This window comes from Parageobacillus caldoxylosilyticus NBRC 107762 (assembly GCF_000632715.1).
GTDB classification, from domain to species: Bacteria; Bacillota; Bacilli; order Bacillales; family Anoxybacillaceae; genus Saccharococcus; species Saccharococcus caldoxylosilyticus.
Genome location: NZ_BAWO01000069.1, coordinates 1 through 18,072, shown reverse-complemented (window position 1 = coordinate 18,072; position 18,072 = coordinate 1). Strand labels below are relative to the sequence as shown.

Annotated in this window: 15 protein-coding genes, 1 pseudogene and 2 riboswitches; of the genes and pseudogenes, 10 read left to right on the top strand and 6 right to left on the bottom strand. The window is 45.0% G+C overall.

What is annotated here, in order from left to right; genetic code table 11:
• Window positions 1-42: 42 nt before the first annotated feature.
• Window positions 43-1,662 (top strand): chaperonin GroEL, encoded by a 1,620-nt coding sequence (gene groL / locus GCA01S_RS16705; protein ID WP_017434439.1) that lies wholly within the window; start codon window positions 43-45, stop codon window positions 1,660-1,662.
• A gap of 233 nt (window positions 1,663-1,895) precedes the next feature.
• On the opposite strand, the gene GCA01S_RS16700 is transcribed toward groL, so the two are convergent.
• From GCA01S_RS16700 to GCA01S_RS16690, 3 genes are read right to left on the bottom strand one after another with little or no spacing between them, the layout of a single operon-like run.
• Window positions 1,896-2,729: a DUF817 domain-containing protein gene (locus tag GCA01S_RS16700; RefSeq protein WP_042411684.1), complete on the bottom strand. Its 834-nt coding sequence runs from the start codon at window positions 2,727-2,729 to the stop codon at window positions 1,896-1,898.
• A gap of 16 nt (window positions 2,730-2,745) precedes the next feature.
• Window positions 2,746-2,967, bottom strand: a complete 222-nt coding sequence (locus tag GCA01S_RS16695) for a helix-turn-helix domain-containing protein (protein WP_017434436.1) — start codon at window positions 2,965-2,967, stop codon at window positions 2,746-2,748.
• A gap of 10 nt (window positions 2,968-2,977) precedes the next feature.
• Window positions 2,978-3,457, bottom strand: coding sequence for a DUF2975 domain-containing protein (locus GCA01S_RS16690; RefSeq protein WP_042411683.1), 480 nt, complete (start codon window positions 3,455-3,457; stop codon window positions 2,978-2,980).
• A gap of 157 nt (window positions 3,458-3,614) precedes the next feature.
• On the opposite strand from GCA01S_RS16690, the pseudogene GCA01S_RS19595 reads away from it, so the two are divergent.
• Together GCA01S_RS19595 and GCA01S_RS16685 are read left to right on the top strand one after the other, a co-directional pair.
• Window positions 3,615-3,808: pseudogene (locus GCA01S_RS19595) on the top strand (recombinase family protein); the annotation flags it as partial.
• A 246-nt stretch (window positions 3,809-4,054) separates the two neighbouring features.
• Window positions 4,055-5,689 carry an APC family permease gene (locus GCA01S_RS16685; RefSeq protein ID WP_042411681.1) on the top strand — a complete coding sequence of 545 codons (1,635 nt, stop codon included), beginning with the start codon at window positions 4,055-4,057 and terminating at the stop codon, window positions 5,687-5,689.
• A gap of 164 nt (window positions 5,690-5,853) precedes the next feature.
• Here GCA01S_RS16685 and GCA01S_RS16680 read toward each other — a convergent pair whose 3' ends face one another.
• Window positions 5,854-6,087, bottom strand: a complete 234-nt coding sequence (locus tag GCA01S_RS16680; RefSeq protein WP_042411677.1) for a hypothetical protein — start codon at window positions 6,085-6,087, stop codon at window positions 5,854-5,856.
• Window positions 6,088-6,327: 240 nt separating this feature from the next.
• Between GCA01S_RS16680 and fumC the strand changes: the two genes are divergently transcribed.
• Complete coding sequence (fumC, locus tag GCA01S_RS16675; protein WP_042411674.1) at window positions 6,328-7,698, top strand: class II fumarate hydratase; 1,371 nt, start codon at window positions 6,328-6,330, stop codon at window positions 7,696-7,698.
• Between the two features lie 42 nt (window positions 7,699-7,740).
• On the opposite strand, the gene GCA01S_RS16670 is transcribed toward fumC, so the two are convergent.
• Window positions 7,741-8,985, bottom strand: coding sequence for an Nramp family divalent metal transporter (locus GCA01S_RS16670; protein ID WP_017434431.1), 1,245 nt, complete (start codon window positions 8,983-8,985; stop codon window positions 7,741-7,743).
• A gap of 154 nt (window positions 8,986-9,139) precedes the next feature.
• On the opposite strand from GCA01S_RS16670, the gene GCA01S_RS16665 reads away from it, so the two are divergent.
• The 6 genes from GCA01S_RS16665 (at window position 9,140) to GCA01S_RS16640 (ending at window position 17,453) form a co-directional block, all read left to right on the top strand.
• Entirely contained in the window at window positions 9,140-10,090 is a 951-nt protein-coding gene (locus GCA01S_RS16665) for an AAA family ATPase (RefSeq protein ID WP_042411671.1), read from the top strand.
• Window positions 10,091-10,097: 7 nt separating this feature from the next.
• On the top strand, window positions 10,098-11,282 hold the full coding sequence (locus GCA01S_RS16660) for a DUF58 domain-containing protein (RefSeq protein ID WP_042411669.1): 1,185 nt from the start codon (window positions 10,098-10,100) through the stop codon (window positions 11,280-11,282).
• 5 nt (window positions 11,283-11,287) lie between these two features.
• On the top strand, window positions 11,288-13,453 hold the full coding sequence (locus GCA01S_RS16655) for a DUF4129 domain-containing transglutaminase family protein (RefSeq protein ID WP_052510059.1): 2,166 nt from the start codon (window positions 11,288-11,290) through the stop codon (window positions 13,451-13,453).
• A gap of 42 nt (window positions 13,454-13,495) precedes the next feature.
• Window positions 13,496-13,597: riboswitch (purine riboswitch) on the top strand.
• A gap of 63 nt (window positions 13,598-13,660) precedes the next feature.
• Window positions 13,661-15,193, top strand: coding sequence for a glutamine-hydrolyzing GMP synthase (guaA, locus tag GCA01S_RS16650; protein WP_017434427.1), 1,533 nt, complete (start codon window positions 13,661-13,663; stop codon window positions 15,191-15,193).
• Window positions 15,194-15,290: 97 nt separating this feature from the next.
• A riboswitch (purine riboswitch) is annotated at window positions 15,291-15,392 on the top strand.
• Between the two features lie 106 nt (window positions 15,393-15,498).
• Window positions 15,499-16,824 (top strand): NCS2 family permease, encoded by a 1,326-nt coding sequence (locus GCA01S_RS16645; protein WP_017434426.1) that lies wholly within the window; start codon window positions 15,499-15,501, stop codon window positions 16,822-16,824.
• Window positions 16,825-16,910: 86 nt separating this feature from the next.
• Complete coding sequence (locus GCA01S_RS16640) at window positions 16,911-17,453, top strand: GNAT family N-acetyltransferase (protein ID WP_042411664.1); 543 nt, start codon at window positions 16,911-16,913, stop codon at window positions 17,451-17,453.
• 353 nt (window positions 17,454-17,806) lie between these two features.
• On the opposite strand, the gene GCA01S_RS20720 is transcribed toward GCA01S_RS16640, so the two are convergent.
• A partial coding sequence (locus tag GCA01S_RS20720; protein ID WP_217994788.1) for a hypothetical protein occupies window positions 17,807-18,072 on the bottom strand: 266 nt, incomplete at its 5' end.

Sequence of the window (18,072 nt, the reverse complement as noted above, 5' to 3'; positions counted from 1 at the left end):
CAAAATACTTAACGATTCCATTTTATAAGGAGGTAACGGGGTATGGCAAAAGAAATTAAATTCAGCGAAGAAGCTCGTCGCGCGATGTTACGCGGTGTGGACAAACTAGCAGATGCGGTAAAAGTAACATTAGGACCAAAAGGCCGTAACGTCGTATTAGAGAAAAAATTTGGTTCGCCATTAATTACAAACGACGGTGTAACAATCGCGAAAGAAATCGAATTAGAAGACCCATTTGAAAACATGGGTGCGAAACTTGTTGCGGAAGTTGCAAGCAAAACGAATGATGTTGCTGGGGACGGTACAACAACGGCAACAGTTTTAGCGCAAGCAATGATCCGTGAAGGATTGAAAAACGTTACAGCTGGCGCTAACCCAATGGGCATCCGCAAAGGTATTGAAAAAGCGGTCGCTGTGGCAGTAGAAGAATTAAAAGCAATCTCTAAACCAATCAAAGGAAAAGAATCGATTGCCCAAGTTGCAGCGATCTCTGCGGCTGACGAAGAAGTTGGTCAATTAATCGCAGAAGCAATGGAACGCGTCGGCAACGACGGTGTTATCACATTAGAAGAATCGAAAGGCTTCACAACAGAACTAGATGTTGTTGAAGGTATGCAATTTGACCGTGGTTATGTATCTCCATACATGATCACAGATACAGAAAAAATGGAAGCAGTGCTTGAAAATCCATACATCTTAATTACAGATAAAAAAGTTTCTAGCATCCAAGAAATCTTGCCTGTATTAGAGCAAGTGGTACAACAAGGCAAACCATTATTAATCATCGCAGAAGATGTGGAAGGCGAAGCGCTTGCAACATTAGTTGTGAACAAACTTCGCGGTACATTCAATGCGGTAGCGGTTAAAGCGCCTGGCTTTGGCGATCGTCGTAAAGCAATGCTGGAAGACATCGCAATCTTAACTGGCGGTGAAGTCATCTCCGAAGAACTAGGACGCGAATTGAAATCGACAACGATCGCATCGCTTGGCCGTGCTTCGAAAGTCGTTGTAACGAAAGAAACAACAACGATTGTGGAAGGCGCTGGCGATTCTGACCGCATTAAAGCTCGCATCAACCAAATCCGTGCGCAATTAGAAGAAACTACTTCGGAATTCGACCGCGAAAAATTACAAGAACGTCTTGCAAAATTAGCTGGCGGCGTAGCAGTAATCAAAGTTGGTGCAGCTACAGAAACAGAATTGAAAGAACGCAAATTGCGCATTGAAGACGCGCTCAACTCTACTCGTGCAGCTGTCGAAGAAGGTATCGTAGCCGGCGGTGGTACGGCATTAATGAACGTATACAGCAAAGTGGCTGCGATCGAAGCAGAAGGCGACGAAGCAACTGGTGTGAAAATCGTTCTTCGCGCAATCGAAGAGCCAGTTCGCCAAATCGCGCAAAACGCTGGTTTGGAAGGCTCTATCATTGTTGAACGCTTAAAAACAGAAAAACCTGGCATCGGCTTCAACGCTGCTACTGGTGAATGGGTAGACATGATTGAAGCTGGTATCGTAGACCCAACAAAAGTAACTCGTTCCGCTCTGCAAAACGCAGCTTCTGTTGCCGCTATGTTCTTAACAACAGAAGCAGTTGTCGCTGACAAACCAGAAGAAAACAAAGGCGGCAACAACGGAATGCCTGACATGGGCGGCATGATGTAATAATTGCCCAAAAGCCTTGGAGCACTGGGGTTCCCCTGGTGTTCCTTTCTTTTTTGACCGCGGAAAAATGGTTCTCTGAATTGGATTTGGAATGAATAGGGGACTGGTTTTCCCCACACGGGGCTGACTCAACATCGCTTAAAGGCGATGTTTTGAGTCAGCCCCTTTTATCGTTACTCCGAAAAAGCGCCCGATAACTGAATAACACGTGAGCTTTCATTAGTGGGTATAGCTTAAAAAGAACCTCTATCTCGTTCCTTTAAATGATTATCAAACGCCTCTTGAACCTTATCCTTCTTGGGTGAAACAATTTTTCCCTTAACCTGCTTTAACGTCGCTACTATAAGAAAGCTAACAATCACTAATAGGAACCATGAACTCACCTTTCCTAGATGTACGAGACTCCATGCATCGGTTTGGTTTGGATATTCCCAAGCTCCAAAGAACGTTGCGATATTTTCGGCTATCCATATAAAAAATCCGATGAGCACAAAAGAAAGTGCGAGTGGCATACGGTAACGAGTTCCATCAACCTCGAATGTGACCCATGATTGCCAAAAGACGATAATTACAAGCCCAGATAACCACCAACGAACGTCAATCCAATAATGGTGGGTGAAAAAATTTAAATAAATCGCAGCTGCAAGAGGTACAACTACCAAAAACGGTGGCCAATTAACCAGTTCAACCTTAAGCCTCCTCCACGCCTGGCAAAGATAACTCGCTACACTTGCGTACATGAATCCACTATACAAAGGCACTCCAAAAATTTTGAAATATCCTTCTTCTGGATAAGACCAGGAGCCCATATGTACCTTGAAAAGTTCAAGAGCAAGTCCAATAAGGTGGAACAATGTGATAACCTTTAGTTCATCCCGTGTTTCAAGCCCGGAACGCACCATCCACCACTGCATCAGAAGGCAGATGATGAGCAGCCAGTCATACCGTGGTAGGAAGGGAAGTGGCATGAATTTTGTAAAAGCCAAAGAGGCAAAAATAACGACAGGAAACAAACATGATAGGGCCTGCTCCCAACCAAAACGAACGAGTTGTTTTAGCGCTCTCATGATTTGTGCCTCTTTATTATCCTTGAGTGTCTTCGTCACTTTTGTATTCTAAAATATCTCCAGGCTGACATTCTAAAGCCTTACAAATCGCATCTAAAGTTGATAATCGAATCGCTTTTGCCTTTCCATTTTTCAATATAGAAAGATTAGCCATCGTTATTCCAACCCTCTCCGAAAGTTCTGTAACGCTCATTTTCCTTTTAGCCAACATCACATCAAGATTGATTATAATCGCCATTGTTTTCACCTCAGATCGTTAAATCATTTTCTGATTTTATATCTATGGCATTTTTTAATAGTTTTTGAAGAATAGAAGCAAAGACTGCAACCACCATGCAACCAAAAATAATGACCATTCCGATTAGTATAATACCTGGGGCATCGTCTACCTCTGCCATGAGATATAAGAGTGGCATAAATACCACATATAAGGCACCGATGGTGATGGCACAGTATTTGATATTCTTTAAAGATTTTACAGATAATTCCGAAAACGCCTGGTTCTTGTCAATATAGCTTAAAAGTTTTAAAGCCTGGTACAATGCAACGAAAAATACTATCGCTGTTACATACAACCCGATTAAAAAGGGATATTGCAAAAAATCTAACTTTGGATTTAATTCTGCAAAATATTCAGCTATCCCAGGTAACAAAAATATACACAAAGCAAGGACAGGAAGTCCCATAAGAACAACAGCGAACTTTAAAAAGAGTGTTTCTCGTTTCATAAAAAGCACCTCACTTATTTATTGTTAATTTTATTGTTAATTTGATTTTAATACGCATTTTATCGTTTTACAATAAATTATTATTTATTTTTATTATATTTTTATTGTTTTATAGAAATATCCTTTTAATTTTAGACAAAGATAAAAAGCATTCCTCATTACAAAGAAATTACAAATCGAGGAATTAAAGAAAGAAGGATGTGAGGTCATCTTTGAAGAGAAGTTCACAGGAACAAAAACAGATAGACCTCAGTTCAAGAAGTTACTCAGCAATTGCAAGAGGGCAACACTTTAGTGGTAACAAAGCTAGACCGACTTGCAAGAAATACAAAAGAGGGAATTGAAATCATCATTTTTTTAGCATAGGATTTAATAAAAGAGTAAATTGCGATAACCTCGATCATTAGCTGAATAATTTTAATACTATTTAGAAAAATCACGCCTTTATCATACCAAAATTTGATTTATTACTAATTTGAAAATGTTTGTGATATTATTAAAATAAAATAAATACATTGATTTGTCCCCTGGAATGGATCTATCAAGCAATCTTCTCTCCCTATAGTTACTACATACTTATGAAAGGGGTAAAAATGGATGAATACTATGCACCGAAAGATGGGAACTTTCGCGCTTATGATGACGGGGCTCGGATCCATCATAGGATCTGGTTGGTTATTTGGTGCGTGGAAGGCCGCCGAAATCGCTGGTCCAGCGGCTGTTTTTTCTTGGATTATTGGGATGGTTGTTATCCTATGTATTGCTCTTTCTTATAGTGAATTGGGTGCCATGTTTCCCGAAGCAGGGGGAATGGTGAAGTATACGCAGTACTCTCATGGATCTTTTGTGGGATTTCTTGCCGCCTGGGCGAACTGGATTGCTATTGTTTCCGTTATTCCGGTGGAGGCAATCGCTTCTGTGCAATATATGAGCTCGTGGCCATGGGATTGGGCGAAGTGGACACATAGTTTAGTAGAAAACGGAATGCTTACGCCAAAAGGTCTTGCTATTGCTTCTGTGTTAATTCTTATTTACTTTTTCCTCAATTACTGGACCGTAAGTTTGTTTGCAAAAGCAAACTCGCTTATAACCATATTTAAAATTATCATCCCAGGAGCGACAATTGGTGCGCTCTTGTTCGTTGGTTTTCACGGGGAAAACTTTACCTACGGACATAGCGTAGCACCTTATGGATGGTCAAGTGTATTGACAGCGGTGGCTACGTCCGGCATTGTGTTTGCGTTTAATGGATTTCAAAGTCCGATTAATATGGCGGGAGAAGCTAAAAAACCAAGCCGATCCATTCCTGTTGCAGTAGTGGGTTCTGTTCTGATTGCGACGGTTATATATACGCTGTTGCAGGTGGCTTTTATCGGTTCTGTTGATCCTTCCATGCTTGTAAACGGTTGGCATCATTTAAACTTTAACTCTCCATTTGCCGATTTAGCCATTGCTTTAAATATCAATTGGTTAGTGATCTTATTATACGTTGATGCTTTTGTTTCTCCTTCCGGTACAGGAACAACTTATACCGCTACAACAGCGCGTATGATTTACGGTATGCAAAAGAATGGATATATGCCGGGTGTTTTAGGTAAGCTGCATCCTATTTACGGAGTTCCACGCCCAGCTATGTTTTTTAATTTGGCCGTATGTTTTGTTTTTTTGTTTTTGTTTAAAGGCTGGGGCGTATTGGCAGAGGTCATTTCCGTTGCCACCTTAATTTCCTATATTACTGGTCCTATTACCGTCATGACATTAAGACGAACAGGAAAGCATCTGTACCGTCCTCTTCGCCTCAAGGGACTGCGTATTATTGCGCCGTGCGGATTTATCTTTGCTTCTTTAACACTATATTGGGCGCGTTGGCCGCTTACAGGACAAGTATTGTTTATTATGATCATCGGGCTACCTGTTTATTTCTACTATCAAGCAAAAATGAAATGGAAGGGTTTTCACCAAGATTTCCGGGCAGGTATTTGGATGGTTGTCTACTTATTATCCATGATGTGCATCTCCTACTTGGGAAGTGAAAAGTTCGGGGGGATAAACATCATCCCATATGGTTGGGATATGATTATTATTGCATGCTTATCTCTTGTTTTTTATGCTTGGGCCGTAAAAAGCGGATTTGAAACAGAATACCTGCAGGAAGCTAATAAAGTAAATAAAGAGATGAGAGACAGAGACGCCATTATGGTGGCTGATTCCAAACAGAAAGCAGCTTTGTAAAAAGCTGTTTTCTAATTGCCAAGATGGTAAGAGGGGGGCTATTAAGTCTTTCATCTTTAAACTACTTATCCATAAGTGGTGACGAATAATGGCACCATTGCTTCGGATATTCCAGGGTATGTAAAGAAAAGCCGGTTTTCAGCCGGCTTTTTCCTAATTTAATACTAATTTAATAGATAAATAAGCACGATCCCGCTAGCAATGAACAAAAGAGAGGGGAAAAGCAAAAAAGGAAAAACTGCCCAGCGGATCGGCTGCAAAAAAAGCATCTCCAACGGCACAATGCACTTTTTATCTTCGCTTTCTTTCCATTGCTTCCACTCTTCACGCCATTCGTAAACAGCGAAGGGCGATAATCCGGCTCCAAGCACAGGCAGAACAACCCCTAAAACAATCATTATCTTTGCTCCTTTACACCACTCGTGAAACAAAATTTAATAAAATTTTTCCGACACCATACATACTGTAATATTATGCATGAGCGGGCGGCCGCCCATGGTCTCAATGATGCCGGCGGGTAATGAGAAACATGGTTTCTTTTCATCAATGCTTCGCTCCTGCTTAGAAGTGATTTTACTTTTGTAGGAATGGGTATAAAACATAATAGGCAATGAAATTGGCAAAGGAGGCTTATTTTCATGAAAGAAAGAATCGAGCGCGACTCGTTAGGAGAGGTGAGAGTGTCGGCCGATAAATATTGGGGCGCGCAGACGGAGCGAAGCCGAAATAATTTTAAAATCGGTGCGGAAAAAATGCCGCTGGAGCTGATTTACGCCTACGCCCAGCTCAAAAAGGCGGCGGCGATCGTTAACCATGAGTGCGGCAAATTAAGCGAGGCGAAAAAGAATGCCATTTGCAGCGCATGTGATGAGATACTAGCTGGAAAGTGGGATGAACATTTTCCGCTCGTCGTTTGGCAGACAGGCAGCGGGACGCAAACGAATATGAATGTAAACGAAGTCATCGCCAGAAGAGCGAACGAGCTGCTGCCGGAAGGAGAAGGACGCATTCATCCAAACGACGATGTCAATATGTCGCAAAGCTCGAACGATACGTTTCCGACGGCGATGCATATTGCCGTCTATACGAAACTGCACGAGCATCTATTGCCGGCGTTAGACGGCCTGATCAGCACTTTTTTCGAAAAAGAAGCGAAATACAACAATACGATAAAAATCGGACGGACGCATTTGCAAGATGCCACACCGCTGACCTTTGCCCAAGAGATTTCGGGGTGGCGGACGATGCTTGAGAAAAGCAGGAACATGATCAAACAGGCAAGCGAACAGCTGTTAAATTTAGCGGTCGGCGGGACAGCGGTTGGCACGGGATTGAATGCGCCGGATTCGTTTGGCGATAAAGTGGCTGAGCAGCTGCATAAACAAACAGGCTATCCGTTCCGTTCATCGATCAATAAATTCCATGCTTTAACAAGCCATGATGAAATCGTTTACGTTCACGGCGCCTTAAAAGCGCTGGCGGCAGATATGATGAAAATCGCAAACGATGTGCGCTGGCTGGCAAGCGGCCCGCGCTCCGGTCTGGGCGAGATTACGATTCCGGCCAATGAACCAGGAAGCTCGATCATGCCGGGGAAAGTGAATCCGACTCAATGCGAAGCGCTGACGATGGTGACGGTGCAAGTATTTGGAAACGATGCGGCAATAGGGTTTGCCGCCAGCCAAGGGAATTTTCAATTAAACGTATTTAAGCCGGTGATTCTTTATAATATAATGCAGTCGCTTCAACTGCTGGGTGATGCGATTCATTCGTTTGATATTCACTGCGCTAAAGGTCTTGAAGCGAATGAAGACAAAATGAAGGAATATGTCGACCGCTCGCTCATGCTGGTGACCGCCTTGAGCCCGCATATAGGATATGATCGAGCGGCTGAAATAGCGAAACTGGCGTTTAAGGAAGGATTGACGCTTAAAGAAGCGGCGCTGAAAACGGGATATGTCACCGCCGAGCAGTATGACCAGTGGGTGAAACCGGAGAACATGGTGTGACGATAGAAAAAACATCCTGGCAGCTCCAGGATGTTTTTTTATTCAGGCAAAAAGGTTGCGCAGTTCGTTTACCGCCAACACGGCAAACAAGAAGAGGCAAAGAATCAATAGTAAGTTCGACAGCCAATGGTTTCGCCCTTCTTCGGGCAGTTCTTTTTTTGAATTTAAAAGCCAAAGCAGCGTAACCGCTAAAAACGGCATAAACAATGCCCCTAACGCCCCATAGACGATAATGAGTCCGACCGGCTTGCCGATAAAATGCAAAAGCATCGGCGGGAACGTGAGCCAAAAGACGTAAAAGCGGAATGCTTTTGTTTGATTGAGCTTTTCCTTATCAATGTTCAATTTTCGCACATTGCGGATAAAATCGGCGAACAAATACGATACCCCATTCCATACGCCGATTACGGATGTAAAGGAAGCAGACCAAAATCCAAGCAAAAACAGCCAGCGTGCTGCCGGATGCAGTTCATTGCCCATGATCGAGGCGAAGGAGACAAGTCCTTGCTCGCCGCTGATACTTGTGTCCGTTCCATATAACAAGGCGGCACCGAGCACAAGCAGCGACAACGTAAAGATCGCTGTGACAATGTAAGCGATAGCGGAATCGTAGCGCATCGGCGAAACGTAGGAGCGGCCTTTCCAGCCGTTTTCTTGAATCCAATAGCCGTATGACGCCATCGTAATCGAGCCGCCGACGCCACCGATTAATCCAAGCGCGTAAAGGAGAGATCCTTTCGGCAGGTCAGGAACGGCCGTATGCCATAGTCCGTTTAGCTGCGGAAGAACGAGAATGGCCGAGCCGACTACGGTGATAAACATGAGACCGACTAGTACGTTCATGACACGCTCAAATAGCTGAAAACGGCCCGACCAAGTGATCGCAAACCCGGCGATTCCATGGATAATTGCCCAGGCCCAGAGAGGAATGACCGGAACCATCGCTGACATCGCCAAGGCGCATGAAGATGTGCCGGCGGCGCCGTATACAAAGCCCCAAATAAGCGCGTAGACGCCAAAATAGCCGGAGGCCCATTTCCCCATCGACTGCCAGCCTTCAAAAATCGTTTTGCCGCTCAGCAAATGCCAGCGTCCTACCCCTTCGTTTAACACAAATTTAAAGATAGCTCCAACGATGATTGCCCATGCGAACACAAGAGCGTAATTTGTGCCGGCGACAAGAGCGGCAACGAGGTCCCCGGCACCGACACCGGTAGCTGCGACAATGAGACCGGGACCAATAATGGTCCATTTTTTCTTGTTGGTTTGGCTATTTGATGTTTCCATCTTCCCCCTCCTTATGAATAAAAACTATTTTAAAAATTATGTATATTAGTTATTATATTATTAATAGTGGGAAAATGAAATGTCTACAGCTAAAAGTTTTGTCACCATAACAATATGACTGCCATCCTAAAAGAAAAGCAAAGGAGTTCTATTCATGGCGGCAAAAGAAATGTTACAGCCTTCGATAGAACAGGTTGTAGAAAATATTGAGAAAGTGATTGTTGGAAAAAGAAATGTAGCAATATTGAGTCTTGTCGCGTTGCTGGCTAAAGGACATGTACTTTTGGAGGATGTTCCAGGCGTCGGCAAAACGATGCTGGTGCGGGCGCTGGCCAAATCGATTAACGCACAGTTTAAGAGGATTCAATTTACTCCTGACTTGCTGCCGAGCGATGTAACAGGCGTGTCTATTTATAACCCGCGAGAGATGCAATTTGAATACAAGCCTGGACCGATTATGGGAAATATCGTGTTGGCCGATGAAATCAACCGTACTTCGCCGAAAACGCAATCGGCGCTGCTCGAAGCGATGGAAGAGGGAAATGTTACGGTGGATGGGACGACAAGACCGCTGCCACGTCCATTTTTTGTCATGGCGACGCAAAACCCGATTGAATATGAAGGAACCTATCCGCTCCCGGAGGCCCAGCTGGACCGCTTTTTATTAAAGTTGAGCATGGGATATCCATCCCCTGACGAAGAGGTGGAAATATTAAGCCGTGTGGAAAAAGTGCAGCCTATTGAGGAAATTCATCCTGTAATGACTGTGGATGAGCTGCTAGAGCTGCAACAGAAAGTGACGGAAGTATATGTCGGTGACAGTATAAAACGTTACATCGTTGACATCGTGCAGCGAAGCCGTTCGAACGCATCCGTTTACTTGGGGGTGAGCCCGCGCGGTTCGTTGGCGCTGATGAAGGCGGCCCAAGCTTACGCATTTATCCATGGCCGTGAATTTGTCATTCCTGATGATATTCAGTTTTTAGCTCCGTATGCGCTATCTCACCGCATTATTCTGAAGTCAGAAGCAAAACTGAACGGGCTAAGTGCAGAAGACATCGTCAGACAAATGATCGTCCGGACTCCGGTGCCGATTCAAAGGTAGTGGAAGAATGAAAAAGAAAAAGCGCCTAACAATACAAATATTTGGATTATGTAGTTTGCTTTTTGCCCTTTTCGCCTATGCCATGTTTCAAGGCGGGTTTGTGAGCTGGTTTTTGTTTTATAGTTTTTTGCCGTTTAGCTTATATTCTTTTGCGATTGCTTTATATCCGTTTCATCGCGCGAGCGTGCGCCGCGTGATTCCGAAGCGGCAGCACCATGCCGGCGAGCGGCTGACTGCCGCCATCGAAGTGCAGCTTCCGATTTGGTTTCCCTTTGTCGCTATAACGATGGCTGAAGGAGATATTACTTCGCTAAATACGGGACCATCTAAAACCACGATCAGCTTTATTTGGAAAAAGAAATTTTCTTATACGTATGAGTTGGAGCCTTTGCCGCGCGGCGAGCATACGTTTGCTTCCGTTTATCTGGCAGCAAGCGATTTTTTCGGTCTCATTGAAAAACAGTCCATTCATGCCGTTAAAGACACCATTGTCGTATATCCGCGCTATATCGCCATGACACATCAGCAAGTGCGGGGGTTTTTTGACCAGGGAATGGCTGCTTCGTCGCTCCCGTTCCGCCGCGATAGAACGATGGCAGTCGGGGTTCGGGAGTATGTGCCGGGAGACAGGGTTTCGTGGGTGCATTGGAAAGCATCGGCGCGCAAGCAGCAATTAATGACGAAAGAATTTGAAGAGCAGCGGAGCGACGACTTCATCTTGGTGCTCGACCGCGCGCCGACACCGTTGTTTGAAGAGCTTGTCACCTTTACCGCTTCACTATTGCGGACGTCGATTCACGCGGGAGTGCGGACGGGACTCGTCTCTGTCGGCCGTGACCGCTTTGTTTTTCCGGCGCGCAATAGTGAGGAGCATTTGCAGCGTTTATTTTTGCATTTGGCGAGGGTCGATTGTGACAGCCATGAGCCGTTCGCCCGTGTAATTGCCAATGAAAAAAGGAGCTGGGCGGCCTCGGCCACCCTTTGTTACGTCACGTCGTCTTTGCAGGAGGAAATGGTTTTTCTGCTTCGGGAGATGGCGATGCGGCGACGCGGGATGTTGTTTTTGCTCAAAGAGGAGATGACAAAAGAAGAACAACGTTTAGTGGACATGCTGCGTCAAAGCGGCGTCCGCGTGTCGATCCTATCCCCGCACACGATGCGAGCGACTTTGCAAGGCAGGGATGAGCGATGAAGACAATGAGATATATCGCCATAAAGATGCTTATATACGGACTAGCCTGTTGGCTGCTGATCGAATGGCTAATGCCGCTCGAAACGATATCCGATACCGAGGGTGTGGAAGTGTTCATTGGGTTTGTCGTGCTCTGCTTTCTGCTTTATTTTTTTCGTCCCCCTTTTTGGCTATCTGTTTTTGTGAAAAGCATCTACATTTTATGGGCGCTAAATCAGTGGTTCTATCATGCTTCACTTTTTACCGCGCCAACGCGGATATGGCAAGAGACTTCCGACCATGCCGCTATCTTATTTACGACCCGTCTGATGGAGCTTAGCAATTCTTTGCGCAGTTTTCTGTTTTTCGGTTTATTGTGGCTGGTTGCTTATGTCTCGTACCGTTGGATGGTTGTGCGAAAACGGTTGTTTTTCTTTTACGTGTTGACGGTGATCTATGTTACCGTGCTTGATACATTTACGCTGTTTCGCGGAAACGGCGCCATTGTTCGTCTGGTTGCTTTTGGTTTTTTCTTTTTAAGCCTGCTTCATATCGAACGGCTTCGCGAACAGTCGCCAGCAATAGGCGGAATAAGACGATGGTGGGGAGCCTGCTTATCTTTCGTGGGACTAGCTGTCCTTGTCGGCTATTTTAGTCCGAAGCTTCCGCCGCAATGGCCAGACCCGGTATCATTTGTGAAAAGCTATGCCGCCGCGCCGGAAGAGAAACAGATAGATCCTGCCGCTCTGAAGGTCAAAAAAGTCGGCTATGGACAAAACGACTCCCGTCTTGGCGGCCCGTTTATCGCCGATGATACCGTCGTATTCACGGCAGAGGATGAGCGCCGTCATTATTGGCGGGTCGAAACAAAAGACATTTATACCGGAAAGGGATGGACGAGTTTCCAAAGCGAGCAGATGCGAACATTGGAAAACGACATGGATATTGATTATTCGTGGTGGTCTCCAGCGCTGAAAAAAAAGCAAATAACGGCTAGCATTCATATGAAAAAGACATACTTCCATCTCGTTTATCCGCTTGGCTTAAAAAAAGTAAAGGCACAGGAAGATGTCGTATATCGAATGGAGACGGCGACAGAAAAAATTTATACGACGGACCGCTCTGTCTATACGTTGCCGTTAACGTCCTATGACCTTGTTTATGAATATCCAACCTTTTCGATTGACGCGTTAAAAGCGGCACCGCCTGTCGGGGACAAGGAATTGCTTGAACGTTATACGCAGCTTCCGGAAAATTTGCCAAAACGAGTACGCGACTTGGCCAAGCAGATTACCAATGGGAAGCAAACACAATATGAACAAGTAAAAGCGGTGGAACAATACTTTCATGCTAACGGCTATACGTATGAAACGACCGATGTAGCTGTTCCTGGAAAAAAGGACGATTACGTTGACCAATTTTTATTTGAAACAAAAAGAGGGTATTGCGACAATTTTTCTACTTCCATGGTTGTCATGCTTCGTTCGCTCGGCATACCGGCGCGCTGGGTAAAAGGCTATACATCAGGACGGCTAATGGAAGAAAAGGACGGAAAAAACATCTATGAAATTACGAACAATGATGCCCACTCATGGGTAGAGGTATACTTTTCCGGAATCGGCTGGGTTCCATTTGAACCGACACAAGGATTCGTGAATCCTTACGTATTTACTGCTTCTTCGCCGGATTCGGAGACAGCGCCGCTTCCAGAACAGCGTACCCCGGAACAAAGCCGAGTTCCTTTAGAGCGGGTGAGAGAACAGTCACCTTCTTTGCCATCGCAAGACAGCGGGATATTGGACAGATTTTTGGCTGCATGGTCATGGAAACGTATCGCTATTGCTTTGGCTGCGTTTTTCGCCTTTGTATGGACGGCATATAAGACAAGAAGAAAATGGTGGCCATATGTGACGATTCTCCGCTTTCAATATAAGAGGAAAAGAGGAGATAACCTGTTTGCGGCAGCGTACTTATCTCTGCTGCGCCATTTGGATGATTACGGCTTAAAACGGAAGCCGCATCAAACGCTGCGGCAGTATGCAGCCTACGTCGACGATTGGTTTAAAACAAAGGAAATGACGCGGCTGACGATGTTATATGAAAAGTCGATTTATCTGCCAAAAAATAACCCCATTGATTGGGATGAAGTGAGAGAATTATGGGAAAATTTAATTAAAAAGACAGTATCTTGACCGTTTGCCGGTGAAGTTGATAGAATGAATTAAAATTTGCATAGCATCAATGGTTGTTACCTTCATATATGCTTGGAAATATGGTCCAAGTGTCTCTACCGGGTCGCCGTAAACGACCTGACTATGAAGGCAGAATGAGCTAGAATTCTGCCTTTATAGTTGTTTTTGAGGCGATTCTAGTTTTTTATTTTTTAATGAGGTGATGGCATGAAACAAGAAATGATTGTCGTACTGGACTTTGGCAGTCAATACAATCAATTAATTACCCGCCGCATTCGCGAGTTTGGTGTATACAGCGAGCTGCATCCGCATACGATTACGGCGGAACAAATTCGCGCCATGAACGCCAAAGGCATCATTTTTTCCGGCGGCCCAAACAGCGTCTATGACAACAATGCGTTTACATGCGACCCGCAAATTTTTCAGCTCGGCTTGCCGATTTTAGGAATTTGCTATGGCATGCAGCTGATGACCCATCATTTGGGCGGCAAGGTAGAAAAAGCAACTCACCGGGAGTACGGAAAAGCGATGATTCAAGTGAAAAACGCTTCGCCGCTTTTCAAGCAGCTCCCAGACGAACAAGTCGTTTGGATGAGCCATGGCGATTTAGTGACCGCCCCTCCAACAGGGTTTACGGTCGATGCGACGAGCGCCTCTTGTCCGATTGCGGCAATGAGTGATGAAGCGCGGAAGTTTTACGCGGTTCAGTTTCACCCGGAAGTGCGTCATTCCGTTTACGGAAATGATATCTTAAAACGTTTCGTTTTTGATGTGTGCGGATGCAAGGGCGATTGGACGATGGAAAACTTTATCGAAAGCGAAGTGCGCAAGATTCGCGAACTGGTCGGGGATAAAAAAGTGCTTTGCGCGTTAAGCGGCGGCGTTGATTCTTCGGTCGCAGCCGTGCTTGTCCACCGCGCGATTGGCGATCAGCTTACCTGTATTTTTGTCGACCACGGCCTCCTGCGCAAAGGTGAGGCAGAAAGCGTCATGAAAACGTTCCGCGAAGGGTTCCATATGAATGTCATCAAAGTCGATGCGAAAGAACGTTTTCTGGCGAAATTAAAAGGGGTAACGGACCCGGAACAAAAGCGGAAAATCATCGGCAACGAATTTATTTATGTGTTTGACGATGAAGCAGCAAAATTAGAAGGAATCGAATTTTTAGTGCAAGGCACGCTATATACCGATATTATCGAAAGCGGCACGGCAACGGCGCAGACGATTAAATCCCACCATAACGTCGGCGGCCTGCCGGAAGATATGAAATTTAAATTGATTGAACCGCTGAATACGCTTTTTAAAGATGAAGTGCGTGCGCTCGGTACAGAATTGGGCCTTCCGGACGAAATTGTTTGGCGGCAGCCGTTCCCAGGTCCTGGCTTAGGCATCCGCGTACTTGGCGAGGTGACAGAGGAAAAATTAGAAATCGTCCGCGAATCGGATGCGATTTTGCGCGAAGAAATCAAAAAAGCAGGGTTAGACCGTGAAATTTGGCAATACTTTACGGTGTTGCCGGACATCCGTAGTGTCGGTGTCATGGGGGATGCCCGCACCTATGACTATACGGTTGCCATTCGCGCTGTGACATCGGTCGATGGCATGACCGCCGATTGGGCTCGCATTCCATGGGAAGTACTTGAGAAAATTTCCACGCGTATCGTCAACGAGGTGCCGCATGTGAACCGGGTTGTTTACGACATTACGAGCAAGCCACCGGCAACGATCGAGTGGGAATGATTTCTACAAAAAGCGAACAAAAGACGAACATTTATTATTAAATGTTCGTCTTTTTTATTGACATAAAGCTATCGTGCTGATACAATGTACCTAGATCGCGAATATTGTCAAAATACGTCGTATAATCCCGGGAATATGGCTCGGGAGTTTCTACCAAGCTACCGTAAATAGCTTGACTACGAGGTATAATGGGATAGAGAGCGTGTTTTTGGCTTGCGCGTCCTCTCTATGTTCATTATTCCTTCTTAGTCAACGCTTCTGGTAGCTTACTAGAAGCGTTTTTATTTTAATAGGGGGGACAAGAAGTGAAAAAATATTTCCAATTTGAAGAGCTCGGCACGAATTACCGTACAGAGATCATCGCTGGGCTGACAACCTTTTTGTCAATGGCATACATTTTATTTGTCAACCCGTTCACGCTTTCCTTAGGAGCGGTAAAAGATTTTCCAAACGAACTGCGGATTGACCAGGGGGCTGTATTTGTGGCCACGGCGCTCGCTGCCGCATATGGCTGTATTTTAATGGGCGTCTTGGCGCGTTACCCGATTGCGCTCGCTCCAGGAATGGGGCTGAACGCGTTTTTTGCGTTTACTGTCGTGCTCCATATGCATATTCCATGGCAGACGGCGTTAGCGGGAGTATTTGTATCCGGAGTGATTTTTACGATTTTGTCGTTAACAGGCATCCGTGAGAAAATCATTGATGCGATCCCAGTGGAATTGAAATATGCGGTCGGTGCGGGGATCGGGCTGTTTATTACATTTATCGGCCTGCAAAATGCGAAAATCATCGTTGATAACCCAGCAACATTAGTAGGGTTAAGCGATTTGAAAGATGGCAACACGCTATTGGCGATTTTCGGTTTGTTCGTGACCGTCATTTTAATGGTAAGAAGAGTTAATGGCGCCGTGTTTTACGGCATGGTCATTACAGCGATTGTCGGCATGATATTCGGCTTAATCGACGTGCCGGATAAAATCATCGGCGCCATTCCGGATATTTCGCCAACATTTGGTGTTGCGATTGAACATTTGCCAGACATTTTCTCGTTAAAAATGCTTGGTGTCGTCTTAACCTTTTTCATTGTCGACTTTTTTGACGCCACCGGTACGTTGCTTGCGGTGGCCAACCAAGCGGGTCTGTTAAAAGATAATAAGCTGCCGCGTGCAGGAAAAGCATTGCTTGTCGATGCGACAGCGGTCATGGTCGGCGCTGTGCTTGGAACATCAACGACGACTTCATACGTCGAATCATCAGCAGGTGTCGCTGCCGGCGGACGTTCCGGTTTTTCCGCAGTTGTGACAGGAATTTTGTTTTTGCTGGCACTATTCTTCTCGCCGCTACTAAGCGTTGTGACTGCGCCAGTCACCGCGCCAGCACTCATTATCGTCGGCGTGCTGATGGTATCGTCGATCGGTGAAATCGATTGGAAAAAATTAGAGGTAGCAATTCCAGCGTTTTTCACATTAATTACGATGCCGCTTTCCTACAGCATTGCCACAGGAATCGCGGTTGGGTTCATTTTTTACCCAATTACAATGGTTTTAAAAGGACGAGGCAAAGAAGTTCATCCGCTTTTATATGTGTTATTTGTCATCTTTATCTTATACTTTGCCTTTTTAAGAGAATAGGAAAAAGTCCGCCGGAAACGGCGGGCTTTTTTATTGAAATTTGCTATAATAATAGGAAAAATTTGTGGAGGAGGGAGAGTGTTGTTGTGTTTATCCACCGATTGGATGACGAATCATGGTTGAAGTTGCTCACAGCTGAAGATGCAGAACGATTATTTGTGTTAGTCGATTCATGTCGTCCGCATTTGCGGAAGTGGCTTCCGTGGGTGGACTCGACAAAATCAATAGAGGATTCGAAAGCGTTTATCATCGGAGGATTGCAGAAGTTTGTCGCCGGAAACGGCTTGGAAGCAGGGATTTGGCATAAGGGACAGCTGGCTGGTGTGATCGGGGTTCATTATATCGATCGCGCCAATCGAAAAGCGGGCATCGGCTACTGGCTCGGAGAGCAGTTTCAAGGGCTAGGGCTGATGACAAAGGCGTGTAAAGCGTGTATCGATTATTTATTTGATGAACAGCATTTGCATCGAGTCGAAATCCGCTGCGCAGTGGAAAATAAACGAAGCAGGGCCATTCCGGAACGGTTAGGTTTTACGAATGAAGGAACGATCCGCGAGGCAGAATGGCTTTACGATCATTTCGTTGACCACGTTGTTTATGGGATGCTATCGAGAGAGTGGAAACGTTAAGCGAATGAAAAGGATGTCACATGAATGATCTTTTGTGGCATCTTTCTTTTTTGTTCAGAGATTTGATGACTAAACTTGCAGTAGGAACACCTCGCAGAAGCAATCGATTCAATCGTGTCAGGTTGTAAATGAAGGCATTGCCGCTAATATGGTGCTTTTTAGAAACATATAATAAAGGATAAAACACATATGCTGTTTGTTTGGCGGTATGTGTGGGTGTATAGAGTGCAGAAAAAGTCGTTTGGGTGGATAAAAATACCTATGATAAATGGTTGACATGTAATAAGCGATGATGTTATATTAATAAAGCCGCTTTGATGCGGCGAAAAAATTTAAAAAAACATATTGACATGTTAAATCGAAAGTGATATATTATAAGAGTCGCTTTTAGAGAACGAAACAAATGTTCCTTGAAAACTGAACAAAACGAAGCGTCCACATAGAAAAGCGGAAGCGCCGAGATCAGCTCTCGAAGCCAAATGTTCTTCACCCGCAGAAGTGCTTGCACTTCGAGGGGGGAAGGTTATTTGGCGCAAGAGAGCTAGGCGCTGAAGCTGGACAATAAGAAAAGCGGAAGCGCCGCGACACCTTGCGGTGTCGGTGCTGAAGCTGAAAATAA

Coding starts and splice junctions, on each gene's coding strand:
- GCA01S_RS16670 (WP_017434431.1), bottom strand. CDS start 8,985: ATGGAAACATCAAATAGCCAAACCAACAAGAAAAAATGGACCATTATT.
- GCA01S_RS16680 (WP_042411677.1), bottom strand. CDS start 6,087: ATGATTGTTTTAGGGGTTGTTCTGCCTGTGCTTGGAGCCGGATTATCG.
- GCA01S_RS16695 (WP_017434436.1), bottom strand. CDS start 2,967: ATGGCGATTATAATCAATCTTGATGTGATGTTGGCTAAAAGGAAAATG.
- groL (WP_017434439.1), top strand. CDS start 43: ATGGCAAAAGAAATTAAATTCAGCGAAGAAGCTCGTCGCGCGATGTTA.
- GCA01S_RS16660 (WP_042411669.1), top strand. CDS start 10,098: ATGAAAAAGAAAAAGCGCCTAACAATACAAATATTTGGATTATGTAGT.
- guaA (WP_017434427.1), top strand. CDS start 13,661: ATGAAACAAGAAATGATTGTCGTACTGGACTTTGGCAGTCAATACAAT.
- GCA01S_RS16685 (WP_042411681.1), top strand. CDS start 4,055: ATGAATACTATGCACCGAAAGATGGGAACTTTCGCGCTTATGATGACG.
- GCA01S_RS16690 (WP_042411683.1), bottom strand. CDS start 3,457: ATGAAACGAGAAACACTCTTTTTAAAGTTCGCTGTTGTTCTTATGGGA.
- GCA01S_RS16655 (WP_052510059.1), top strand. CDS start 11,288: ATGAGATATATCGCCATAAAGATGCTTATATACGGACTAGCCTGTTGG.
- GCA01S_RS16665 (WP_042411671.1), top strand. CDS start 9,140: ATGGCGGCAAAAGAAATGTTACAGCCTTCGATAGAACAGGTTGTAGAA.
- GCA01S_RS16700 (WP_042411684.1), bottom strand. CDS start 2,729: ATGAGAGCGCTAAAACAACTCGTTCGTTTTGGTTGGGAGCAGGCCCTA.
- fumC (WP_042411674.1), top strand. CDS start 6,328: ATGAAAGAAAGAATCGAGCGCGACTCGTTAGGAGAGGTGAGAGTGTCG.